General features: G+C 57.5%; 25 protein-coding genes. 14 read left to right on the top strand and 11 right to left on the bottom strand.

Annotation, left to right across the window (positions count from 1 at the left end; translation table 11 throughout):
• Positions 1–189: 189 nt before the first annotated feature.
• Positions 190–1,320 carry a sugar diacid recognition domain-containing protein gene (locus PFAS1_RS25400; protein WP_076030987.1) on the bottom strand — a complete coding sequence of 377 codons (1,131 nt, stop codon included), beginning with the start codon at positions 1,318–1,320 and terminating at the stop codon, positions 190–192.
• Between the two features lie 169 nt (positions 1,321–1,489).
• Here PFAS1_RS25400 and PFAS1_RS25395 point away from each other — a divergent pair, with 169 nt between their 5' ends.
• The 3 genes from PFAS1_RS25395 to rarD all read left to right on the top strand — a co-directional run bounded on the left by PFAS1_RS25395 (position 1,490) and on the right by rarD (position 5,135).
• Complete coding sequence (locus PFAS1_RS25395; RefSeq protein ID WP_074876919.1) at positions 1,490–2,800, top strand: MFS transporter; 1,311 nt, start codon at positions 1,490–1,492, stop codon at positions 2,798–2,800.
• Between the two features lie 222 nt (positions 2,801–3,022).
• Entirely contained in the window at positions 3,023–4,036 is a 1,014-nt protein-coding gene (locus tag PFAS1_RS25385; RefSeq protein ID WP_076030985.1) for an aldo/keto reductase, read from the top strand.
• 211 nt (positions 4,037–4,247) lie between these two features.
• Positions 4,248–5,135: an EamA family transporter RarD gene (gene rarD, locus PFAS1_RS25380; RefSeq protein ID WP_076030984.1), complete on the top strand. Its 888-nt coding sequence runs from the start codon at positions 4,248–4,250 to the stop codon at positions 5,133–5,135.
• Between the two features lie 62 nt (positions 5,136–5,197).
• Here the strand turns inward: rarD and hppD are convergent, their stop codons facing one another.
• Both hppD and PFAS1_RS25370 read right to left on the bottom strand, forming a co-directional pair.
• On the bottom strand, positions 5,198–6,274 hold the full coding sequence (hppD, locus tag PFAS1_RS25375; protein WP_046054072.1) for a 4-hydroxyphenylpyruvate dioxygenase: 1,077 nt from the start codon (positions 6,272–6,274) through the stop codon (positions 5,198–5,200).
• Between the two features lie 253 nt (positions 6,275–6,527).
• Positions 6,528–7,472, bottom strand: coding sequence for a DMT family transporter (locus PFAS1_RS25370; protein ID WP_076030983.1), 945 nt, complete (start codon positions 7,470–7,472; stop codon positions 6,528–6,530).
• A gap of 79 nt (positions 7,473–7,551) precedes the next feature.
• On the opposite strand from PFAS1_RS25370, the gene PFAS1_RS25365 reads away from it, so the two are divergent.
• Entirely contained in the window at positions 7,552–8,424 is an 873-nt protein-coding gene (locus PFAS1_RS25365) for a LysR family transcriptional regulator (protein WP_074876927.1), read from the top strand.
• A gap of 403 nt (positions 8,425–8,827) precedes the next feature.
• Positions 8,828–9,190 carry a histone-like nucleoid-structuring protein, MvaT/MvaU family gene (locus tag PFAS1_RS25360; protein ID WP_008155126.1) on the top strand — a complete coding sequence of 121 codons (363 nt, stop codon included), beginning with the start codon at positions 8,828–8,830 and terminating at the stop codon, positions 9,188–9,190.
• Positions 9,191–9,364: 174 nt separating this feature from the next.
• On the opposite strand, the gene PFAS1_RS25355 is transcribed toward PFAS1_RS25360, so the two are convergent.
• Positions 9,365–9,889: a DUF4946 domain-containing protein gene (locus PFAS1_RS25355; RefSeq protein ID WP_076030982.1), complete on the bottom strand. Its 525-nt coding sequence runs from the start codon at positions 9,887–9,889 to the stop codon at positions 9,365–9,367.
• 145 nt (positions 9,890–10,034) lie between these two features.
• On the opposite strand from PFAS1_RS25355, the gene gloA reads away from it, so the two are divergent.
• Entirely contained in the window at positions 10,035–10,556 is a 522-nt protein-coding gene (gene gloA / locus PFAS1_RS25350) for a lactoylglutathione lyase (RefSeq protein WP_033055156.1), read from the top strand.
• 178 nt (positions 10,557–10,734) lie between these two features.
• On the opposite strand, the gene ahpF is transcribed toward gloA, so the two are convergent.
• From ahpF to PFAS1_RS25335, 3 genes are all read right to left on the bottom strand, one after another.
• Positions 10,735–12,297: an alkyl hydroperoxide reductase subunit F gene (gene ahpF, locus PFAS1_RS25345; protein WP_076030981.1), complete on the bottom strand. Its 1,563-nt coding sequence runs from the start codon at positions 12,295–12,297 to the stop codon at positions 10,735–10,737.
• Between the two features lie 125 nt (positions 12,298–12,422).
• Complete coding sequence (gene ahpC, locus PFAS1_RS25340) at positions 12,423–12,986, bottom strand: alkyl hydroperoxide reductase subunit C (RefSeq protein ID WP_008155117.1); 564 nt, start codon at positions 12,984–12,986, stop codon at positions 12,423–12,425.
• Between the two features lie 145 nt (positions 12,987–13,131).
• Positions 13,132–14,076, bottom strand: coding sequence for a site-specific integrase (locus tag PFAS1_RS25335; RefSeq protein WP_076030980.1), 945 nt, complete (start codon positions 14,074–14,076; stop codon positions 13,132–13,134).
• 178 nt (positions 14,077–14,254) lie between these two features.
• On the opposite strand from PFAS1_RS25335, the gene PFAS1_RS25330 reads away from it, so the two are divergent.
• Positions 14,255–15,274 carry a DNA-binding protein gene (locus PFAS1_RS25330; RefSeq protein ID WP_076030979.1) on the top strand — a complete coding sequence of 340 codons (1,020 nt, stop codon included), beginning with the start codon at positions 14,255–14,257 and terminating at the stop codon, positions 15,272–15,274.
• Here PFAS1_RS25330 and gorA read toward each other — a convergent pair.
• Together gorA and galU are read right to left on the bottom strand one after the other, a co-directional pair.
• Entirely contained in the window at positions 15,271–16,629 is a 1,359-nt protein-coding gene (gorA, locus tag PFAS1_RS25325; RefSeq protein WP_076030978.1) for a glutathione-disulfide reductase, read from the bottom strand. The two genes, PFAS1_RS25330 and gorA, sit on opposite strands and share 4 nt — an antisense overlap.
• 130 nt (positions 16,630–16,759) lie before the next feature.
• Positions 16,760–17,599 (bottom strand): UTP--glucose-1-phosphate uridylyltransferase GalU, encoded by an 840-nt coding sequence (gene galU / locus PFAS1_RS25320; protein WP_076030977.1) that lies wholly within the window; start codon positions 17,597–17,599, stop codon positions 16,760–16,762.
• Between the two features lie 257 nt (positions 17,600–17,856).
• Between galU and PFAS1_RS25315 the strand changes: the two genes are divergently transcribed.
• A complete protein-coding gene (locus PFAS1_RS25315) occupies positions 17,857–18,045 on the top strand; it encodes a hypothetical protein (RefSeq protein ID WP_074876938.1) in 189 nt (62 codons plus the stop codon).
• Between the two features lie 139 nt (positions 18,046–18,184).
• Positions 18,185–18,466, top strand: a complete 282-nt coding sequence (locus PFAS1_RS25310; protein ID WP_076030976.1) for a hypothetical protein — start codon at positions 18,185–18,187, stop codon at positions 18,464–18,466.
• Positions 18,467–18,477: 11 nt separating this feature from the next.
• Here the strand turns inward: PFAS1_RS25310 and PFAS1_RS25305 are convergent, their stop codons facing one another.
• The gene (locus PFAS1_RS25305; protein WP_076030975.1) at positions 18,478–18,708 is read right to left on the bottom strand and encodes a hypothetical protein; all 231 of its coding nucleotides are present in this window, start codon (positions 18,706–18,708) and stop codon (positions 18,478–18,480) included.
• Between the two features lie 72 nt (positions 18,709–18,780).
• On the bottom strand, positions 18,781–19,137 hold the full coding sequence (locus tag PFAS1_RS25300) for a hypothetical protein (RefSeq protein WP_076030974.1): 357 nt from the start codon (positions 19,135–19,137) through the stop codon (positions 18,781–18,783).
• A 212-nt stretch (positions 19,138–19,349) separates the two neighbouring features.
• On the opposite strand from PFAS1_RS25300, the gene PFAS1_RS25295 reads away from it, so the two are divergent.
• The 5 genes from PFAS1_RS25295 (at position 19,350) to alkB (ending at position 21,562) form a co-directional block, all read left to right on the top strand.
• The gene (locus tag PFAS1_RS25295) at positions 19,350–19,652 is read left to right on the top strand and encodes a DUF1883 domain-containing protein (protein ID WP_024164534.1); all 303 of its coding nucleotides are present in this window, start codon (positions 19,350–19,352) and stop codon (positions 19,650–19,652) included.
• A 29-nt stretch (positions 19,653–19,681) separates the two neighbouring features.
• Positions 19,682–19,858, top strand: coding sequence for a hypothetical protein (locus tag PFAS1_RS29640; RefSeq protein WP_156886756.1), 177 nt, complete (start codon positions 19,682–19,684; stop codon positions 19,856–19,858).
• Between the two features lie 126 nt (positions 19,859–19,984).
• Entirely contained in the window at positions 19,985–20,191 is a 207-nt protein-coding gene (locus PFAS1_RS25290; RefSeq protein WP_076030973.1) for an MGMT family protein, read from the top strand.
• Complete coding sequence (locus PFAS1_RS25285; protein WP_076030972.1) at positions 20,188–20,892, top strand: 2OG-Fe(II) oxygenase; 705 nt, start codon at positions 20,188–20,190, stop codon at positions 20,890–20,892. Before PFAS1_RS25290 ends, PFAS1_RS25285 begins: the two co-directional genes overlap by 4 nt.
• 4 nt (positions 20,893–20,896) lie before the next feature.
• Positions 20,897–21,562, top strand: a complete 666-nt coding sequence (gene alkB / locus PFAS1_RS25280; RefSeq protein WP_076030971.1) for a DNA oxidative demethylase AlkB — start codon at positions 20,897–20,899, stop codon at positions 21,560–21,562.
• Positions 21,563–21,583 lie beyond the last annotated feature (21 nt).

The raw sequence follows: 21,583 nt of genomic DNA, 5'->3' as shown, positions 1-21,583 counted from the left end.
CCACAAAACCTATCTGTCCCTACACATTCCTTGTAGCAGCTGCCGTTGTGGGGAGGGGGCTTGCCCCCGTTCGGCTGCGCAGCAGTCGTAAATTCAGACGACGCGGTGTATCAAATAGATCGTGCGTTCAGGTTTTACGACTGCTTCGCAGCCGAACGGGGGCAAGCCCCCTCGCCACAACGGCAGCTGCTACAGATTGGTGTTCGGTGCGTCGGTTTGTGGGAGTAGCTGGACACCTAGGTAGAGCGCAAGCATCCCGTCGAGTCTTAGCGGATCAACACCACTGAGCTCGGCAATCCGCTCCATCCGGTAACGCAAACTGTTGCGATGGATGCCCAGCGCATCGGCACAGGCCTGGCTCTGGCCATCGTGATCGCACCAACAGCGCAAAGTCGCCAGCAGTTGGCCGTTGCCATCCTTGGCGATGACTTTGCGCAGCGGTTTGAGCAACTCGTCCAGCGCGTCGTCGTTACGGTGGCGCCAGAGCATTACCGGCAACCGATAACGGTTGAGCGTCAGCAAACGGGAGTGCGGCAACACCTCTCGCCCATAGGCCAGCAAGTCGCCGACGCGTCGATAGCAACGACGCAGCCCGGACAATCCATCCGCCTGCCCGCCTACGGCGATGCGCAGAATGTTCCAGCCGAGACCGTCGAGTTTTTCCAGCAGTCGGTCATTCTCGATCGTCTGCGCCGCCGGTCGGCACCAGAGCAACGATGACTTGGCCGAACTCACGCACCAACTGTCCGGGTAGCGCGAGGTCAGCCAGGCGCTGAGTGCCTCGACGGTTTGCCCCGGACCATGCTCCATCCCTAACTCGAACAGATAAGGCACCCGCGTCATCTGCGGCTTGAGCCCCAGCTGCTGCGCTTCATCGATCAACCGTGGCGAATCCCCGGCCTCGCTGAGCAGCAATGCCAGCAGATCGTCGCATCGCTGGCGCCGCCATTGCTGTTCGGCCTGCTGATTGCGCTGGCCGACCAGCATCTCGGCGGTCATCCGCACCAGTTCGGCGTAGGTGCGCAATTGCTCGGGTTCACCGGTGATGCCCAGCACGCCAATCAAACGCTGATCGAGCAACAGCGGCAGGTTGATGCCCGGTTGCACGCCTTTCAAATGAATCGCCGTCTGGGCGTCGATTTCCACTACTCGCCCATTGGCCAGCACCAGTTGCGCGCCTTCATGCCGGGTGTTGACCCGCTCCGGCTCGCCGCTGCCAAGAATCAGGCCCTGGCTGTCCATGACGTTGACGTTGTACGGCAGGATGGCCATCGCCCGGTCGACGATGTCCTGGGCCAGGTCGTGATCGAGTTCGAACATAGCGCGGATCCTTGAAAGCGTGATGGAGCGGATTGTTCACCCGCACAGGCCTTGGTGGCAAACCCTGTGCTCAGGCACAAAGACAATGACCCAAGCGGTGGTCGAGACTCACCGGGCGGTCAACGTTACCCTTGCATCGCAAAAAATCATAATAAAGAGAGAGCCCGCCATGTCACAGAGCGCCGCCGCTACCCAGGCCATCGTTGACGAAAAAAACGCCGTCTACAAACGCATTACCCTGCGTTTGATCCCCTTCATCTTCATCTGCTATCTGTTCAACTACCTCGACCGGGTGAACGTTGGATTTGCCAAGCTGCAGATGCTCGATGCGCTGAAATTCAGCGAAACCGTGTACGGCCTCGGGGCCGGGATCTTCTTTATCGGTTACGTGTTGTGCGGCGTCCCCAGCAACCTGGCCCTGACCAGATTCGGCCCGCGACGCTGGATCGCGCTGATGATGATCGTCTGGGGCTCGCTCTCGACTTGCTTGCTGTTCGTCACCACCCCGACCGAGTTCTACACCTTGCGTCTGTTTACGGGCGCGGCTGAAGCCGGGTTCTTCCCGGGCGTGGTGCTCTACCTTTCGCAGTGGTTCCCGACCTTCCGCCGTGGCCGCATCATGGCGCTGTTCATGTCCGCGATCCCAGTGTCCGGCCTGCTCGGCAGCCCGTTTTCCGGCTGGATTCTCAACCACTTCGCTGCTGGCCAAGGTGGTTTGGCAGGTTGGCAGTGGATGTTCCTGCTGCAAGGCATTCCGACCGTGATCCTCGGTGCCCTCGCCTACTTCCTGCTCAGCGACAGTTACGCCAACGCCAAATGGCTCACACCGTTCGAGCGCTCCGTGCTGGAAGCCGACCACGCTATCGACCTCGCCAATAAACCGAAAACCACTACCGACTCGCTGCTGGCCGTGTTCAAGAATCCCGCTATCTGGGCCTTCGGTCTGATCTACTTCTGCATCCAGAGCGGCGTCTATGCGATCAACTTCTGGCTGCCGTCGATCATCAAAAACCTGGGCTTCAGCGATAACCTGGTGATCGGCTGGCTCAGTGCAATTCCGTACCTGCTGGCAGCGCTGTTCATGTTGATGGTCGGCCGCTCGGCGGACCTGCGCAAAGAACGTCGCTGGCACTTGGTGGTGCCGATGCTGATGGGCGCGGTGGGTTTGCTGATCGCGGTGAACTTTGCCACTACGCCAGCCATCGCCATCCTTGGCCTGACCATCGCCACCATGGGCGCCCTCACCGGCCTGCCGATGTTCTGGCCGGTGCCGACTGCGCTGCTGAGCGCGGGCGCTGCGGCGGGTGGACTGGCGCTGATCAACTCCATGGGGCAGATGGCCGGGTTCCTGAGTCCGTATCTGGTGGGTTGGGTCAAGGACAGCACCGGCTCGACCGATGCCGCGCTTTACCTGCTGGCGGGCGTCATTGTTTGCGGGAGCTTGTTGGCGCTACGCATGACCCGTACGTTGCGGGTTTAAGGTTTAATCGTTCCCACGCTGATCGTTCCCACGCTCTGCGTGGGAATGCAGCCCGGGACGCTCTGCGTCCCTTTCGAGAGCTGAAACGCGGAGCGTCCCTTGAGGCATTCCCACGCAGAGCGTGGGAACGATCGGCACCGGATGTTCGAGATTTGCGTTTGCTCTGGACAGTCGTTCTGGTATTTGATTGAGCCTTTCTCCCACCGGTAAAAGGATTTCGTCATGAGCTACCGCACGCTGGGTCATTCGGGTTTACAGGTTTCCACCCTGACCCTGGGTACCATGATGTTCGGCGAACAGACCAACACCGAAGATTCCCTGCGAATCATCGACAAGGCCTGGGACCAGGGCATCAATTTCATCGACACCGCGGACGTTTACACCAACGGCCGCTCCGAAGAGATCGTCGGCGAAGCGATTGCCGGTAACCGTCACGAATGGGTGCTGGCGACCAAGGTCGGTTTCGGCCCGGTGGACGGCGTTCCGAACCGCAGCGGCCTGAGCCGCAAGCACCTGTTCAATGGCATCGACGCCAGCCTGACGCGCCTGGGCACCGACTATCTCGACATCTATTACTTGCACCGCGAAGACCACAACACGCCGCTGGAAGTCACGGTGTCGGCCATCGGCGACTTGATCCGCCAGGGCAAGATTCGCTATTGGGGTTTGTCGAATTACCGTGGCTGGCGCATCGCCGAGGTGATTCGTGTGGCCGATCACCTGGGTGTCGATCGGCCGGTGATCAGTCAGCCGCTGTACAACATCGTCAACCGTCAGGCGGAAACCGAGCAGATCACCGCCGCGCAAAACTATGGCCTGGGCGTGGTGCCTTACAGCCCGCTGGCGCGTGGCGTGCTCAGCGGTAAATACGCGCCGGACGTGAAGCCAGACGTCAACAGTCGCGCCGGCCGCGCCGATAAGCGCATTCTGGAAACCGAATGGCGCGTCGAGTCCCTGCACATTGCTCAGCAGATCCAGCAATACACCCAGGATCGCGGCGTGGGCATCGTCGAATTCGCCATCGCCTGGGTGCTGAATAACAGCGCTGTCACCTCGGCCATCGTAGGGCCGCGCACTGAAGAACAATGGGATGCCTACACCAAGGCGCAAGCGGTGAAGATTACGGCTGAGGATGAAGCGTTCATTGATTCGCTGGTTGTGCCTGGGCATGCGTCGACGCCAGGGTTTAATGATGTGAGCCACTTTGTGTCGGGACGCAAATCACACCTGGCTTGAGATTTATCCCTTGATCGCTTGATCGTTCCCACGCTCTGCGTGGGAATGCCTCAAGGGACGCTCTGCGTTCCAGTTCTCGAAAGGGACGCGGAGCGTCCCGGGCTGCATTCCCACGCAGAGCGTGGGAACGATCAGGCTCTGTTGATCAATATTCAACTCGAAAACCACGTATCCTCCGCAGCCGTTTCACGTTCAACTTCGCGAGGACAGTTTGTCTAAAGGTATCGCTCTATCGGTTTCAGCCTCGGTGCTGTTTGCCGTCATGTATTACTTCACGTCGTTGCTCACGCCTTTGAGCGGCGTGGAAATCTTCGGTTGGCGAATGCTCCTGACCCTGCCTTGCATGACAGTGTTCATGGTGGTCTCCGGTGAATGGAAACTCGTAGTCGCCCTTTTCCGGCGGCTGGTTGCTCAACCAAAATTGCTTGCCGGCCTGATCGTTTCCGCGACCCTGCTGGGCCTGCAACTTTGGCTGTTCATGTGGGCGCCGCTCAATGGCTATAGCCTCGACGTGTCCCTGGGCTACTTCCTGTTGCCGCTGTCCATGGTGCTGACCGGGCGGTTCGCCTATGGCGAGCGCCTGTCTTACCTGCAAAAAGTTGCCGTGTTTTTTGCGTCCCTCGGGGTGCTCAACGAGTTGTATCAGGTCGGCAGTTTTTCCTGGGCGACCTTGCTGGTCGTCATCGGTTATCCGCTCTATTTCATCCTGCGCAAACGACTGGCGACCGACAACCTCGGCGGTTTGTGGATGGACATGGCCTTGATGTTGCCGGTGGCGCTCTGGTTCGTTCAGGGCGGTGAACAGGGTTTCAACGTGTTCGATCAATACCCGTGGCTCTCGCTGCTGATCCCGGTGCTTGGCATCATCAGTGCTTCGGCGCTGGTGGTTTACATCATCGCCAGCCGGTTGTTGCCGTTCAGCCTGTTCGGGTTGTTGAGTTACGTCGAGCCGGTACTGTTGCTCGGCGTCGCGTTGCTACTAGGGGAAAGCATCAAGCCCGGTGAGTGGCTGACCTACATTCCGATCTGGTTGGCGGTGGTTGTGCTGGTGTTTGAAGGGTTCAAGCATCTGGTCCGGCATCGACGGAAATCGATGTAGAACCGACACGAAAAAGCCCGGCCAGCATTGCTGCTGACCGGGCTTTTTTACATCTGTGCGGCTTAGTCGGTGGAGAGTACACCACGACGAACCTGATCGCGCTCGATGGATTCGAACAGCGCCTTGAAGTTGCCTTCGCCGAAGCCATCGTCGCCTTTACGCTGGATGAATTCGAAGAACACCGGGCCCATCAGGGTTTCCGAGAAGATCTGCAACAGCAGACGCTTGTCGCCTGATTCGGACGAACCGTCCAGCAGAATGCCGCGCGATTGCAGTTGATCAACCGGCTCACCGTGGTTCGGCAAACGACCTTCGAGCATTTCGTAATAGGTTTCCGGTGGCGCGGTCATGAAGCGCATGCCGATGCTTTTCAGATGATCCCAGGTCTTGATCAGGTCATCGGACAGGAAGGCAACGTGCTGGATGCCCTCGCCGTTGAACTGCATGAGGAACTCTTCGATCTGCCCGGCGCCCTTGGACGATTCTTCGTTCAACGGGATGCGGATCATGCCGTCTGGCGCGGTCATGGCCTTGGAGGTCAGGCCGGTGTATTCGCCCTTGATGTCGAAGTAACGGATTTCGCGGAAGTTAAACAGCTTCTCGTAGAAGTTGGCCCAGTAGGCCATGCGACCGCGATAAACGTTGTGGGTCAGGTGGTCGATGATCTTCAGGCCAGCCCCGACCGGGTTGCGGTCGACACCTTCGATGAACACGAAGTCGATGTCGTAGATTGAGCTGCCTTCGCCGAAACGGTCGATCAGGTACAGCGGCGCGCCGCCGATGCCCTTGATCGCGGGCAGGTTCAGTTCCATCGGGCCGGTTTCGATGTGAATCGGCTGGGCGCCCAGTTCCAGGGCCCGGGCAAACGCCTGCTGGGCATTCTTGACGCGAAATGCCATGCCGCACACGGACGGACCGTGCTCGGCCGCGAAGTACGAAGCGACGCTGTGGGGTTCGTTGTTGAGGATCAGGTTGATCTGGCCCTGGCGATACAGGTGCACATCTTTGGAACGGTGGGTCGCAACTTTGGTGAAGCCCATGATCTCGAAGATCGGCTCCAGGGTGTTCGGGGTTGGCGATGCGAATTCGATGAATTCAAAGCCCATCAGGCCCATTGGGTTTTCGTATAAATCTGCCATGGTTGGCGCCTCATCATTTTCTTGTCAATTAACGGATCGTTAGTTGCTAGCAATGCTGAGACCGGCGGGTGGCGCGCAGGAGATGCCCCGCACGCTGCGGGCGAGGAAGTCACCGTAGATCAATTGAAACCCAAAACTCTTCATTGTCGACCCAAGGCTCTTGCGGGCGAGGCTTCTGCTTTGCAGAAGACGATTATTCTTATATGCGTAACCCGATTCTACACAGCGTAAATAGGTTTGTCCGCCTTCTGTATCAAATCCCCTTTTTCCCTGCTCGCGCAAGGGGTTTGTTGCACAGGAAAATCCCCACGAGGATCAGCCCTCCCCCCAGGCACATCGCCAGGGTCAACTGCTCGCCTAACAACAGTGCACCGAGGATCACCGCCGTCAGCGGGTTCAGGGCGATGAACACGCCTGAACGCGTCGCGCCGATTTTGCGAATGCCGTCGTAATAGCCGATATAGGCCAGCGCCGAACCCAACACGCCCAGGTACATCAGGCTCATCCATTGGGTTGGTCCGAGACTGGTGAGTGCAGCCACACTCAACTCACCGCGAACCGCACTGGTCACCCACAGCATCAGCGTGCCCAATAGAATCGAGTACGTCACCGTTTGCACCGGTCCCAGGGTTTGATTCAAATCTTTGGAGAACAGCGAATAAACGCCCCAGCCAAGCACGCAGCCGAAGATCGACAGATCGCCTATCCACGCGTCGGGGTTGCCGGCCAACAATTGCGGGTTACGGCTGACGATCACCAGGCTCGCCCCGGCAATACAGATCACGATTCCGAAAACCTTTATGCGACTCAAGCGTTCCTTGAACAACAGCCACGACGCCAGCCCGATCACGGCTGGGTTCAACGCCACAATCAACGACGCCCGTGAAGCATTGATGTAATGCAGGCCATAAAAGAAGCACAGGTTGTAGAAAAAGATCCCGAAGAACCCCAGCAGCGCCAATTGCAGCCATTGCCTGGGGGCGGGCCTTGCAAGTGGCACCCGGGCCAATAGCAGAAACACCAGCAACGCCCCGCTGGCCAGCAAGAATCGCAGGCTGGCGGCAAACAAGGGGCTGAGGCTGTCGGCCAGAAACCGCCCGGCGACAAAGGTGCCGCCCCAGATCATGGTGACGGCAGCCAGTTTCAGATAAACCGGGATGTCCGACGGGTTGGACAAGCTTTGCTCATAAGTCGTCATAAGTTTCCAGGACGGAGAATTGGGAGAGATGACGTATCATTCGACTAATACCCTCTCATCGTAAAATGAGTAAAAACTCATGACCCTTACTCAACTGGAGATATTTTCCCTGGTCGCCGAGCTGAACGGTTTTACCGCTGCAGCCAATCGCTTGGGGATTTCCCAATCCGCGGTCTCTCACGCCCTCAAGTCTCTGGAACAGGAACTGGGCGTCGAGCTGCTGCGCCGACATCAGTCCCGGGTCGAACTCAGCGACATCGGCCAACAGCTTTTGCTGCGCGCCCGGGCGATGCTGGGCCTGGCCAATACCTTGCGTCAGGAAGCGGCTGATGCACGCGGAATGAAACGCGGCACGTTGCGTATCGGCTCGTTCGGCCCGACCTCATCGATCAAACTGCTGCCGCAGATCCTGCAGCACTATCGCGCGGCTCACCCGGGCATCGAGGTCCATATAGATGAAGGCCCGGACCGGCAGGTGATCCAATGGCTGGAGGAGCGGCGTATCGATATCGGCTTCGTGGTATTGCCCGAGGAACGGTTCGACACCTTTGCGCTGATCGAGGACCAGATGGTCGCGCTGCTGCCCGCCGATCATCCGCTGGCCCACCACGACAGCCTGAGCTTGAGCGATTTGTGCAACGACCCCTTTGTCTTGACCGAGGCCGGTTCGTCGGAACTGGTATCGCGGCTATTCAGTGCCGCGCGGCTGACACCGAACATCCGTTATCGCTGCTCACAGCTACTGAGCACGCTGGATACCGTTGGGCGAGGTGACGCGCTGACGGTCGTCGCCGAAAGCTCATTGCCGGACGACCGCGACAATCGCTACGTGAAAAAACCGCTGTCGCCAGCGGTCGCCCGTCAGGTCGGTCTGGCAGTCCTCGATCAACGCCAGTCATCCCCTGCGGCGCTGGCTTTCATCAAGCTGGCCGAACGTCTGAACTACCGCTAAGCGGCACACTTACCGAGGGCCAACTATCATGGCCTCTACCTGAACTCTTTTTGGAAGGCGTCCGGTCCTGCCGATTATCTGACCGCTCACCGCGTGAACTTCTTGCAAGGTTATCTGTTCGGCCGGCCGATGCTGGCACGGTCTTCATTAACGCATTAAGTCACCATTAACTAGTGGCGCTCAGCGACGCTGACAAGAAATCACGCACCAATTTGAATCAAAAGACTACTGTTGTTACATGAAGAAAAAGACAGGATTTACTCTTGGCCAATTAACTACTACAATTTTTCATGCCTGCGCTAGATTGGCAGGTGAGCCATTATCACCGGGTCGCTTCAAGGCTCTTGGCTTATAGCTTTGTTTGCGGTTGGTATCAGCCAAACACACTATTGGAGTAAAGATATTGTCCAGACTCGCTGAATTTCGTGCAGCTGAAAAGGCCCTTCAAGAGCAGCTAAAACAGCTGGAAACCCTGAAGAATGATGCCGGGCTCAAGAAAGAAATCGAATTCGAAGAAAAGCTCCAGGGGCTGATGAAAACCTACGGCAAGAGCCTGCGCGACATCATCGCCATTCTCGATCCGAACCCGGCAAAATCCGGTCTGCAACAGGCAACACCCAAAACCCGCCGCGCTCGCGTGGTAAAGGTTTATCAGAACCCGCACACCGGTGAACTGATTGAAACCAAGGGTGGCAACCACCGCGGCCTGAAAGCCTGGAAGGAACAGTACGGTGCAGCTACCGTTGATTCCTGGCTGCGTGGCTAAGCACTCGCGGTGACAAAAAAGCCCTGCCAATGCAGGGCTTTTTCATGGACGCCTTCTAAATGCAACGATTGGCGTCGATCAACTCGCTACTTGTTGAATAACTTTGTGCTTAATCCGTTTGGGTATCTAAAAATTTCCGAATGTGCTGAAAGCGGCAGCCATTGAAATCTTTAACTAAAGTTTCAGGCTGTTACGGGCCGCCTCTATTTCATCCTGACTTGCCTTATAAACCTCTGCCTGCCCCGCGTAGGAAAGAACATAGGCCTTATCGCCGTCCACGGCGGCAACCAATGTTTGAGAGAGCACATGCCTTCCGTTCTGTGTGATCGTGCAGGTAGTTTCCAGCGCTGATAAGCGACTCAAGGTCGCCGGGTGAATCTTGTTGCAGACACTTTGATAACCGCCTTGAAAGAAATCCTTTTGCACCGACTTGCGTATCTCCAGCAACACGCCTTGTAGATTCACCTGATGACCGCTTTCCACCCGAGACATGGTCAACTCCATCACCATCACCGGCGTGCCGCCCTGATCGTTTTTCACCGCGCGCTGACGGGATACCTGGGCATTGGCGACATCTTGCGGGACAGCTTCAACCTCCCAGCCGTCGGGCCAGGTCATGATTGGCTCGTCTGCTTGAGCGCTGTTAACACCTGCAAGCACGCAGATCAGGACGAACATCGATTTACAGATACGCATCATTGCAATGAACACTCACGGATTGAACCGCAAAGTCTGAGCCTCGCCCGTCGGTCAGGCAAGAGCCGACTGTTTGGGTTTGGTGATGTCAGAGCCCTTGCGTATCATTGTCGCCATTCGTTAGCCCCACATATTTTCCGGAGGGCCCATGAGCCTGCACGAACTGAACACCTTCCCAGGCGTGACTGCACAACCTGACACCGCCACCCAGAAGTTCGTCTTCAACCACACCATGTTGCGAGTCAAGGACATCACCAAGTCCCTGGATTTCTACACGCGCATTTTGGGTTTCTCGCTGGTGGAGAAACGCGACTTCCCGGAAGCCGAGTTCAGCCTGTACTTCCTGGCGCTGGTTGATAAAAACCAGATCCCGGCCGACGCTGCTGCTCGCACCGAGTGGATGAAGTCGATTCCCGGCATTCTCGAGTTGACCCACAACCACGGCACCGAGAACGACGCGGATTTCGCTTACCACAACGGCAACACCGACCCACGTGGTTTTGGCCACATTTGCATCTCGGTGCCGGACATCGTCGCTGCATGCGAGCGTTTCGAAGCGCTGGGCTGCGACTTCCAGAAACGCCTGAATGACGGCCGTATGAAGAGCCTGGCGTTCATCAAAGACCCGGATGCGTACTGGGTCGAGATCATCCAGCCCGCACCGATGTAAGCCCCACTGCAGACCCCCTGTGGGAGCGGGCTTGCTCGCGAATGCGGACTGTCAGGCGACATCACTGCTGAATGACAAACCGCATTCGCGAGCAAGCCCGCTCCCACATTGGGAATGTGCAAGACACAAAAAACCCCATGATCGCTCATGGGGTTTTTGTGTTTTCAGCACCGAGGTTTTATGCCGGAGCCGAGGTCCGGATCAGGTGATCGAATGCGCTCAGGGAAGCCTTTGCGCCCTCGCCCACTGCAATCACGATCTGCTTGTACGGCACGGTGGTCACGTCACCGGCAGCGAACACGCCCGGCATCGACGTTTCACCGCGGGCATCGACGATGATCTCGCCGCGAGGCGACAACTCGATGGTGCCTTTGAGCCAGTCGGTGTTGGGCAACAAACCGATCTGCACGAAGATCCCTTCCAGCTCGACGGTACGCGACTCGTCCGACTGACGATCCTTGTAACGCAAGCCGTTGACCTTCTGGCCGTCGCCCAACACTTCAGTGGTTTGCGCACTGGTGATCACGGTGACGTTCGGCAAGCTGTGCAACTTGCGCTGCAAGACCGCATCGGCGCGCAGTTGCACGTCGAACTCCAGCAGCGTTACGTGGGACACGATGCCCGCCAGGTCGATAGCGGCTTCGACGCCGGAGTTACCGCCACCAATCACCGCCACGCGCTTGCCTTTGAACAACGGACCGTCGCAGTGCGGGCAGTACGCCACGCCTTTGTTGCGGTATTGCTGCTCTCCCGGGACGTTCATTTCACGCCACCGCGCACCGGTCGCCAGGATCACGGTCTTGGCTTTCAGGGTCGCGCCGCTGGCGAAGTGGACTTCGTGCAACTCACCATTTTTGCCCGGCAGCAACTTGTCGGCGCGTTGCAGGTTCATGATGTCGACGTCGTATTGCTTGACGTGTTCTTCCAACGCCACAGCCAGTTTCGGCCCTTCGGTTTCCTGCACGGAGATGAAGTTCTCGATGGCCATGGTGTCGAGCACCTGCCCACCAAAACGTTCAGCCGCCACACCGGTACGAATGCCTTTGCGGGCAGCGTAGATCGCGGCGGAAGCACCGGCCGGGCCACCGCCGACGACCAGCACGTCAAAGGCTTCTTTGGCACTGATTTTCTCGGCCTGACGCTCGATGCCGCTGGTGTCGATCTTGGCGAGAATTTCTTCCAGGCCCATACGACCCTGGCCAAAGTTCACGCCGTTCAGGTAAACGCTTGGCACGGCCATGATCTGACGGTCATCGACTTCAGCCTGGAACAGCGCGCCGTCAATGGCGACGTGGCGGATGTTCGGGTTCAGCACGGCCATCAGGTTCAGTGCCTGGACCACGTCCGGGCAGTTCTGGCAGGACAGCGAGAAGTAAGTCTCGAAGCTGAACTCGCCTTTGAGCGAGCGAATCTGTTCGATCACTTCAACGCTGGCTTTCGAAGGGTGACCGCCGACTTGCAGCAAGGCCAGCACCAGGGATGTGAATTCGTGACCCATCGGGATGCCGGCGAAACGCAGGCTGATATCGGCACCCGGACGGTTGATCGAGAACGATGGTTTACGTGCATCGTCACCGTTATCGAGCAAGGTAATTTGACTGGAAAGACTGGCAACGTCTTCCAGAAGAGCGAGCATTTCCTGGGATTTCGCACCGTCGTCGAGGGAGGCGATGATCTCGATCGGCTGGGTGACCCGTTCCAGGTACGACTTCAACTGGGCTTTAAGATTGGCGTCCAACATACGGGCGATTTCCTTTTTTCATTTCGTAAAAAAAACGCCCGAGCGAATCTCGCCCGGGCGTTTTTATTGGGCGGTTGCAGCTTACTTAGGTGCGGAAACCCGCCCTGATGATGCGATCCACAGACTTAGATCTTGCCGACCAGGTCCAGGGACGGAGCCAGAGTGGCCTCGCCTTCTTTCCACTTGGCTGGGCAAACCTGGCCTGGGTGAGCGGCGACGTACTGAGCAGCCTTGATTTTGCGCAGCAGCTCGGAAGCGTCACGGCCAACGCCGCCATCGTTCAGCTCAACGATTTTGATCTGGCCTTCAGGGTTGATCACGAAGGTGCCACGGTCAGCCAGACCAGCTTCTTCGATCAGCACGTCGAAGTTGCGGGAGATGGCGTGAGTCGGGTCGCCGATCATGGTGTACTGGATTTTGCCGATGGCTGGCGAAGTGTTATGCCAGGCAGCGTGGGCAAAGTGGGTATCGGTGGAAACGCTGTAGATCTCGACGCCCAGCTTCTGGAACGCGTCGTAGTTGTCAGCCAGGTCTTCCAGTTCGGTCGGGCAAACGAAGGTGAAGTCGGCTGGGTAGAAGAACACGACAGACCACTTGCCTTTCAGGTCAGCGTCCGACACTTGTACGAAGTCGCCATTTTTGTAGGCGGTAGCTTTGAACGGTTTAACTTGGCTGTTGATGATAGGCATCGATGACTCTCCGTCAGGGTTGAAAAGTTTGGTTGAGAAGTTGATGGCGTGAATCCTACCGACTCGATTGCCAGATGGCTCATTGGCAAAGCTCATGCTGCTCATTGTTTTTCGCTATTAGCCGAACGTATTAATAGAAGAAAACTTACTTAGCAGCGCCAATGGTTTTTTCCGCGAGCGGTGTCATCCCGAGAAACGGGCTGGCTTCAACATAGCGCATGGCGGACTTCATATCCTTCCAGCCCACGTAACTCATCAACGACTTCAAGTCCCACCCGCTCTGATGCGCCCACGTGGCAAAGCCGCGCCGCAAGGAGTGACTGGTGTAATGCTCGGCCGGGATGCCGGCGCGCTCCAGCGCCTGGCGCAGCAACGGGATCACGCTGTTGGCGTGCAGCCCCTCCTCGCTCAGGTGGCCCCAACGGTCGATGCCCCGGAATACCGGCCCGCGAACCAGCGCGGCTTCGGTGATCCAGTCGATGTACGCCTGCACCGGGCACAGGCGCTGCAACGCTGGCGTCTGGTAAGTCTTGCCAAGGTTTTCGCGGTCACTCTTGGTTCGCGGCAAATAGAGCGTGATGCCTGAGCCGGCAGCCGCTTGCACGTGCTCGATCTGTAACCGGCACAACTCATCACTACGAAAACCGCGCCAGAAGCCCAAGAGAATCAACGCCTTGTCGCGCCTGGCCCGCGACAGAGCAGGTTGATCCTGTTCAGATTTTGCGGTTTGCGCTTCTTGCTCCAGCCAGGCAACCACTTGCTCCAGATGTTGAAGCTGCAAAGGCTCGGCCTGTTTTTCTTGAGCCGGGTGTAGCGCGCGAATGCCCTTGAATACCTTGCGCACCACCGGCGCCTTGGTGGGGTCAGGAAACCCCTGACTGTTGTGCCATTGCGCCAGCGCTGACAGACGCAACTTCAAAGTGTTGATCGACAGCACTCCCGCATGAGCAACGAGGTAGCGCGCCACACTGTCACTGGTCGCCGGCAAGAAACCGCCCCAACTGACTTCAAAATGCTCGATGGCCGCCCGATAGCTGCGACGGGTGTTGTCGCGGGTGGCGGCTTGCAGGTAACGATCCAGCTCAGTCATGGGCTCAACTCTCTAAAACGTACCGCTTTGGCGGGTGAAAACGCACCACAGGGCTCATCACACGGGGTAATACCAGTATATCCCGCATGAATACTTGTCGTATTTTAAGTTTTTTTGTGGCGTGGTACATTATGTACTTAGGTGGCATGTACCACAGCACGAAATCGTAGGAGAACTCATGGCTCGTGGCGGTGTAAACAAAGCGGTGGTGCAAGCGGCGCGCCTGGCAATTCTGGCGCGCGGTGAAAACCCAAGCATCGATGCAGTACGGATCGAGATGGGCAACACGGGCTCGAAAACCACGATTCATCGCTATTTGAAGGAGCTGGATGACGGCGCCGAACGCGCCGAAGTGCCGCCAGAACCCATTGATGACGAGCTGGCGGGTCTGGTCTCGCGGCTGGCACAAAGACTCAAGGAGCAGGCTCAGGAGCCCATCGATCAGGCTCGCGAGCAGTTCGACAAACAAAAGAAAGCGCTGGATACGCAGCTGCATGAAGCCCAGCAGGCCAACACGCAATTGCAGCAGCAGTACGAGATTCAAAGCCTGGCACTGACGCAAGAGTCCGAGGCCCTGCAAGAAACCGGCGCCATGCTGCAGACCGAACAAACCCGCAACGCCGGACTGAACCAGGCGCTGGCCGATTTCGAATTACGCTTGCAAGACAAGGATGAGCAGATCCGCTCATTGGAAGAAAAGCACCTGCACGCTCGCGATGCCCTGGAGCATTACCGCAATGCCGTCAAAGAACAGCGCGAGCAGGAGCAGCGCCGCCACGAAAGCCAGGTGCAGCAGATTCAAATGGAGTTGCGCCAGGCCCAGCAAAGCGCATTGGTGCGCCAGGATGAGATCACGCAACTGCACCGCGACAACGAACGTTTGTTGACGGAGAACCGTGGCACCCTGAGAGAGTTGAGCCTGCTGCAAGATCAACTCAAGCAAACCAACGCTCGACAGGATCAGCTGCTGGAACAGGTCAACCGCATCGACAGCGAACGCACCCTCCTCCAGGAACGCTTGCGCGCTGCCCTGCTGGAAAGCCAGTCACTGAAACAGAACGTCGATGAACAGTCGCAGATAAACAAAGCGCTGGAAATTGAGCTGATCAAGACTCAGGCGAGCCTTGATGAGACCGTGCGCCTGGCAGCCGTCGTTGCGACAGCGCCAGACGCATCAGAGCCTCAAAAGGACGATTAACCCGCGACCGGCGTGCGCATGGTGACGAACTCTTCGGCGGCAGTTGGATGCACGCCGATGGTTTCATCGAAATCGCGTTTGGTGGCACCCGCCTTCAAGGCGATTGCCAAGCCCTGCACAATTTCTCCAGCATCCGGACCAACCATGTGACAGCCCAGAACCTTGTCGGTCTTGGCATCCACCACCAGCTTCATCAGGGTGCGCTCCTGGCATTCGGTCAGGGTCAGCTTCATTGGACGGAAGCGGCTTTCGAAGATCACCACATCGTGACCGGCCTCCCGGGCCTCTTCCTCGGTGAAACCGACCGTGCCGATGTTCGGCAAGCTGAATACCGCGGTCGGGATCATCTTGTAATCCACCGGGCGATACTGCTCAGGCTTGAACAAACGTCGCGCCACGGCCATGCCTTCGGCCAGCGCGACCGGCGTCAGCTGAACCCGACCGATTACATCGCCAAGCGCCAGGATCGACGGTTCAGCCGTCTGATACTGCTCGTCAACTTCGACAAAACCTTTCTTGTCGAGTTTGACGCCGGTGTTTTCCAGCCCAAGATTGTCGAGCATCGGACGTCGACCGGTGGCGTAGAACACACAATCCGCCTCCAGCTCACGGCCGTCTTTGAGGCTCACCTTCAGGCTGCCATCGGACTGCTTGTCGATACGCTCGATGTCGGCGTTGAATTGCAGGTTCATGCCGCGCTTGGTCAACTCCTCATGCAGATGTTTACGCACCGCACCGTCGAAGCCGCGCAGGAACAGCTCACCGCGATACAGCAACGTGGTTTCAGCGCCCAGACCGTGGAAGATCCCGGCGAATTCGACGGCGATGTAACCACCGCCTACCACCAGAACGCGCTTGGGCAACTCTTTAAGGAAGAACGCCTGGTTGGAACTGATTGCATGCTCATGTCCCGGAACTTCCGGAATCTGTGGCCAGCCACCCGTAGCAATCAGGATGTTTTTGGCGGTGTAGCGCTCGCCATTGATCTCGACCTGATGCGGATCAACGATTTTGGCGTGCCCCTCATGCAAGGTCACGCCACTGTTAACCAGCAGATTGCGATAGATGCCGTTCAGGCGATTGATCTCGCGATCCTTGTTGGCGATCAGTGTCGCCCAATCGAACTTCGCTTCGCCCGGCGTCCAGCCAAAACCTTGCGACTGCTCGAAGTCTTCGGCGAAATGCGCGCCGTAGACCAGCAGTTTCTTCGGCACACAGCCAACATTCACACAAGTGCCGCCCAGGTAGCGGCTCTCGGCCACAGCCACTTTCGCGCCAAAACCGGCAGCAAAACGCGCAGCCCGCACACCGCCGGAACCGGCGCCAATCACATAAAGGTCAAAATCGTAGGCCATTTTCAATCTCCTCGGCAGTCCACAAGCATACCCGCAGACGTCCGTTGGGCAAGCGCTGCGAACGATATGGGGACGGAAAATGAAAAAGCCACCCGAAGGTGGCTTTTCAATACAAGTGGGTCAGAGGCTATTAGTAAGCCTTGCCAGTCTTGTAGAAGTTCTCGAAGCAGAAGTTGGTCGCCTCGATGTAGCCTTCAGCGCCACCGCAGTCAAAACGCTGCCCCTTGAACTTGTAGGCAATCACGCAACCGTTTTTCGCCTGCTTCATCAGGGCGTCGGTGATTTGAATCTCGCCGCCTTTGCCTGGCTCGGTTTGCTTGATCAGCTCGAAAATATCCGGCGTCAGGATGTAACGACCGATGATCGCGAGGTTCGACGGTGCGTCTTCCGGAGCTGGTTTTTCGACCATGTTGCGAACGCGGTACAAATCATCAGCGATCAGCTCGCCGGCGATCACGCCGTACTTGTTGGTTTCCATCGGATCCACTTCCTGGATCGCAACGATGGTGCAGCGGTATTGCTCGTACAGCTTGACCATCTGGGTCAGGACGCCGTCGCCTTCGAGGTTGACGCACAAGTCGTCCGCAAGCACTACCGCGAACGGTTCGTCACCGATCAGTGGACGGCCAGTCAGGATAGCGTGGCCCAGGCCTTTCATTTCGGTCTGGCGGGTGTAGGAAAACGAGCACTCGTCCAACAGTTTGCGGATACCGACCAGGTATTTTTCCTTGTCGGTGCCTTTGATCTGGTTTTCCAGCTCGTAGCTGATGTCGAAGTGGTCTTCAAGAGCGCGTTTGCCGCGACCGGTAACGATGGAAATTTCGGTCAACCCTGCGTCCAGTGCTTCTTCGACGCCGTACTGGATCAGTGGCTTGTTTACCACCGGCAGCATTTCTTTGGGCATGGCTTTAGTCGCTGGCAGGAAGCGAGTACCGTAACCGGCTGCTGGGAACAAGCATTTCTTGATCATAAAAGTCCTTGATAGGGCTGTGTGTACGAGTTTCGGCGCAGTCTAATCAGGCGGCGTGCACCTTACAATGCCCCGCGCTGGCTAACCGATGCCATCATAGAGAAATATTCTCGCGGATAGTTCCCGAGATAACTCCGCAGCCTTATAGATAGCACAGACCATCAGTTCTGCACGGCTGCGAATCCTACACCATCAGCACCCGTTGAGTGCATTTGGCGCTATCATTGCGCGATTGAACCAGTCAACGAGGCAGATAGATGTCGGAAGCAAAAAGTGTCAATGGGTTCCTGATCAATCAGGCGAAAGACGGTCAGTGGTGGGTAGACAGTGCAGGCGGCGAAAATATCGCCGGGCCTTTTCCCACCGAAGCGTCGGCGATTGAAGTGGCATCCGTTCTGGAGCTCGAACACCCCGCCCCGAAGCGTCGCGGCAAGGACAAGTCCTGAGAAGCACCGGACTCGACCCAAGCCCTGCCTTGCGCAGGGCTTTTTTGTGATTTCCTGCCACGAAGTGGCCATTCGCTATAACCTTTTGATGCCAGCGCTGTCATAGGCTCAGCCCCCTCATCCTGACGACGACAACGACATGAATAAATTTTTGCCCCTGATTGCGGCATTGGCCCTGAGCGGCTGCGCCACTTCCGAAACGACCTACCTGAACAACGGCGAGCAAGGCCTGGCCATCGACTGTTCCGGGGAAGCCAACTCCTGGGCCACCTGCTACGAAAAAGCCGATGCCTCTTGCGCTGGCACCGGCTATCGGATCGTAGGTACCGACGGAACACCGTCGACCAAGGAAAGCGACAAGACCCTGGGCGTTGACGTCGGCAACTTCAAGAACCGCAGCGTCGTGGTGGTCTGCAAGTAAGGCGCCCTGCCCTACATGTGAATTTCGGCGAACTTGATCCCGAGGCCGCGTACCGTCTCGATCAAATCGTCGAGGCTGCTGAAGGATTCGACTTCATCATTCTCATCGACCAGAAAATAACTGCGCCCGGCGCTTTTCTTGAAAAACACGATCCACTCTCCCGGATTCGCCGGATTCTGAATCACGTGGGTGGCAGAGATGTGACCCTCTGCATGGCGCTCCTGTACCTGCTCTCGCTTCATGCTCGACTCCAGAAATGACAATGCCGCCAAAGCGCTGCTTTGGCGGCATCGGTGCTGACGGGCGACAGTCTATCAGCCAGAAATGCACGCCGTAGCGGCATTGCGTACATCCATGGGGCGCAACGGCACATTGGAAATGCGCTCGTGCAACTTGATGCTGCTGCCAGTGGAGCGGTCTTCAATATCAAATACCGCGGCCGGCCCCGAGGAGAATTTCTGCGGCACGATGACTCGCACACCGTCCTTGTGCGGCTCGACTTGCAGCGCTCCCCGGCTGCTGGACAGTTTTTCGGTGAGGCATTGCGCGTACTCGTGAGGCTTCTTGCCAGAAATCACGCTCATGGTCGGTAGTGACTCATTGATCTCCGAGACATTCGCACAACCACTCATCGCTATCGCCATAGGCAGGAACAGCACACCCCACTTCATACAACACCTCCGATAAAGACACTCCGACAGTCCAAATGCTGTTTTTCTCCGAGGCATGCTGCGTTTATCGCTCATAGAATTCCGTATAACTGTTTTTAATTGTCAAACCAGACCTCGACGGCCGGATAATAACCCGTTCGGGCTGATAAACTGCGCCAATCGCACATGCTATCGTTTTGATTTTGTAGAAAAAGCCCTTCTGGAGGCGCCTCATGAAATTTATCCACCAGCGCGAGCACCTCAACGAAGACGACATCGTCGTCATTCAATGCTCCCAAACATGCAACATCCGTTTGATGAACGACGCCAATTTTCGCAGCTTCAAGAATGGCGGCCGCCACACTTACCACGGCGGTGCGTTCGACACCTTCCCGGCCCGGATTACCGCGCCGAGCACCGGCTTCTGGAACATCACCATCGACACGGTGAACCGTCGGCCGATCAGCGTTACTCGCAAACCGACCCTGACTCACACCATCAAGATCATCCGCCGCTCCAGCACGAAACTGAGCTGAGTGACATCCAGACACCAGGAAAAGCAGGTATGACCGTGGCCCAAACGACCAAGTACGTCATCAAATACAAACTCAACGGTGAGCGCCGCTTCGAATTTGCCCAGCTTGAAAACGGCACCGAAGAAGAAGCCAAGGCTGCGCTGAATGCTCTTCATGGTTCGAGCGACGATGTCATTAGCGACATCAACGTCAGCAAAGCGCTGTAACGGGATCCGGAGCGACAACATGGACGTCTGCTCCTGCCTCCGGAATTCAACCGCAAGCGCCGGAGTGTCAACGCAATCCCAGCTCCCCAGACTGGCCACCTCAACCTTTGGTTAAGGAGTCAGAACATGCCTACTTCCTCGATTCGCTTCATCAGCGGCACTTCCAGCCTTGGCGTCTTGCTGCTGGCGTTCAGCGCCGAGGGTTTGTGTGCGCTGCTGATCGGTGATGACCTCACAATGCTGGAGCGCGATCTTTCGGCTGGCAGCCTTGGCGGCTACCGTTGGGGGCTGGAGCGTAAACGGCAATTGCTGGATCGTGAGGCGCAGCGATGAGCGAGCGCTCTCTCGATGGACTGGACTGGGTCATGCTAGAGCAGCAGCTCGATCAGGATGGCTGCGCGGTTATCAAGTCGCTTGTAAGCCATCAGACCTGCGATGAAATCAGCGCTCTGTATGCCCGTTCCGAACCGTTTCGCTCGCAAGTAATCATGGCGCGTCACGGCTTTGGCCGTGGCGAGTACAAATACTTCAAATACCCGTTACCAAATGTCGTCGCCCGTTTGCGCAGTGCGCTCTATCCTCGATTGGTGCCCATTGCCAATCGCTGGTACGAGCACATGAACCTGCCAACCCGTTTCCCGCAAACCCATGAAGCATTTCTCGACCGCTGTCATGCCGCCGGTCAGGAACGCCCGACGCCGCTGTTGCTGCAATATGGACCGCAGGACTACAACTGCTTGCATCAGGACCTGTACGGTGAACACGTGTTCCCGCTGCAAGTGGCGATTCTGCTGTCAGAGCCGGAAGACGACTTCACCGGCGGCGAGTTCGTGCTGACGGAGCAGCGCCCGCGAATGCAGTCGCGCCCCCAAGTCATCGGCCTGAAGAAAGGCGATGCTCTGATCTTTGCCGTCAACCAACGACCGGTCAAAGGCGTTCGTGGCTATTACCGAGTGACCCTGCGCCACGGCGTGAGTCGCCTGCACAGCGGAATACGGCATACCCTTGGAATCATCTTTCACGACGCGTTATGACCCCATGAACCCGACCACCTTCGACTTGTTTGCCGACGCGGAACCCGAGCAGCAACCCAGGCTCGATCGTATCGGCGACCAGTCCTGCGTCCTCAGAGGCTTTGCCCTGCCCTGGCTGGATCAGTTGCTGCCCGCGCTGGACGCGGTTCTGGCGGCCGCACCGTTTCGGCAGATGATCACGCCCGGGGGCTTTACCATGTCGGTCGCCTTGAGCAGTTGCGGATTGCTGGGCTGGACCACCGACCGCAGCGGTTATCGCTATACCCGCGAGGATCCGCTGACCGGGCAACCCTGGCCGAAAATGCCCGAGGTGTTTCTTGAACTGGCACAAGCGGCGGCGCGGGAAGCGGGGTTTGCGGATTTCCTGCCGGATTCCTGCCTGATCAACCGCTATGTTCCCGGAGCCAAGATGTCGTTGCATCAGGACAAAAACGAAGTTTCCTACGCAGCGCCCATTGTTTCAGTGTCCCTTGGACTGCCGGCGATGTTCCTGTTCGGCGGCTTCGAGCGCAGCGATAAAAGCCAACGCGTGCCGCTGTTGCATGGCGACATCGTGGTCTGGGGTGGCGTGGATCGTTTGCGTTATCACGGGGTCCTGCCGATCAAGGATGGCCAACACCCGCGACTGGGCGAACAGCGGATCAACTTCACCTTTCGCACCGCCGGATGAAGCCTTCGAATTCGACCGCAA

The sequence above is a fragment of the Pseudomonas frederiksbergensis genome, from assembly GCF_001952935.1.
GTDB classification, from domain to species: Bacteria; Pseudomonadota; Gammaproteobacteria; order Pseudomonadales; family Pseudomonadaceae; genus Aquipseudomonas; species Aquipseudomonas frederiksbergensis.
Note: the sequence above shows the minus strand (reverse complement) of the source record. Positions and strands in the feature narration are given on the sequence as shown.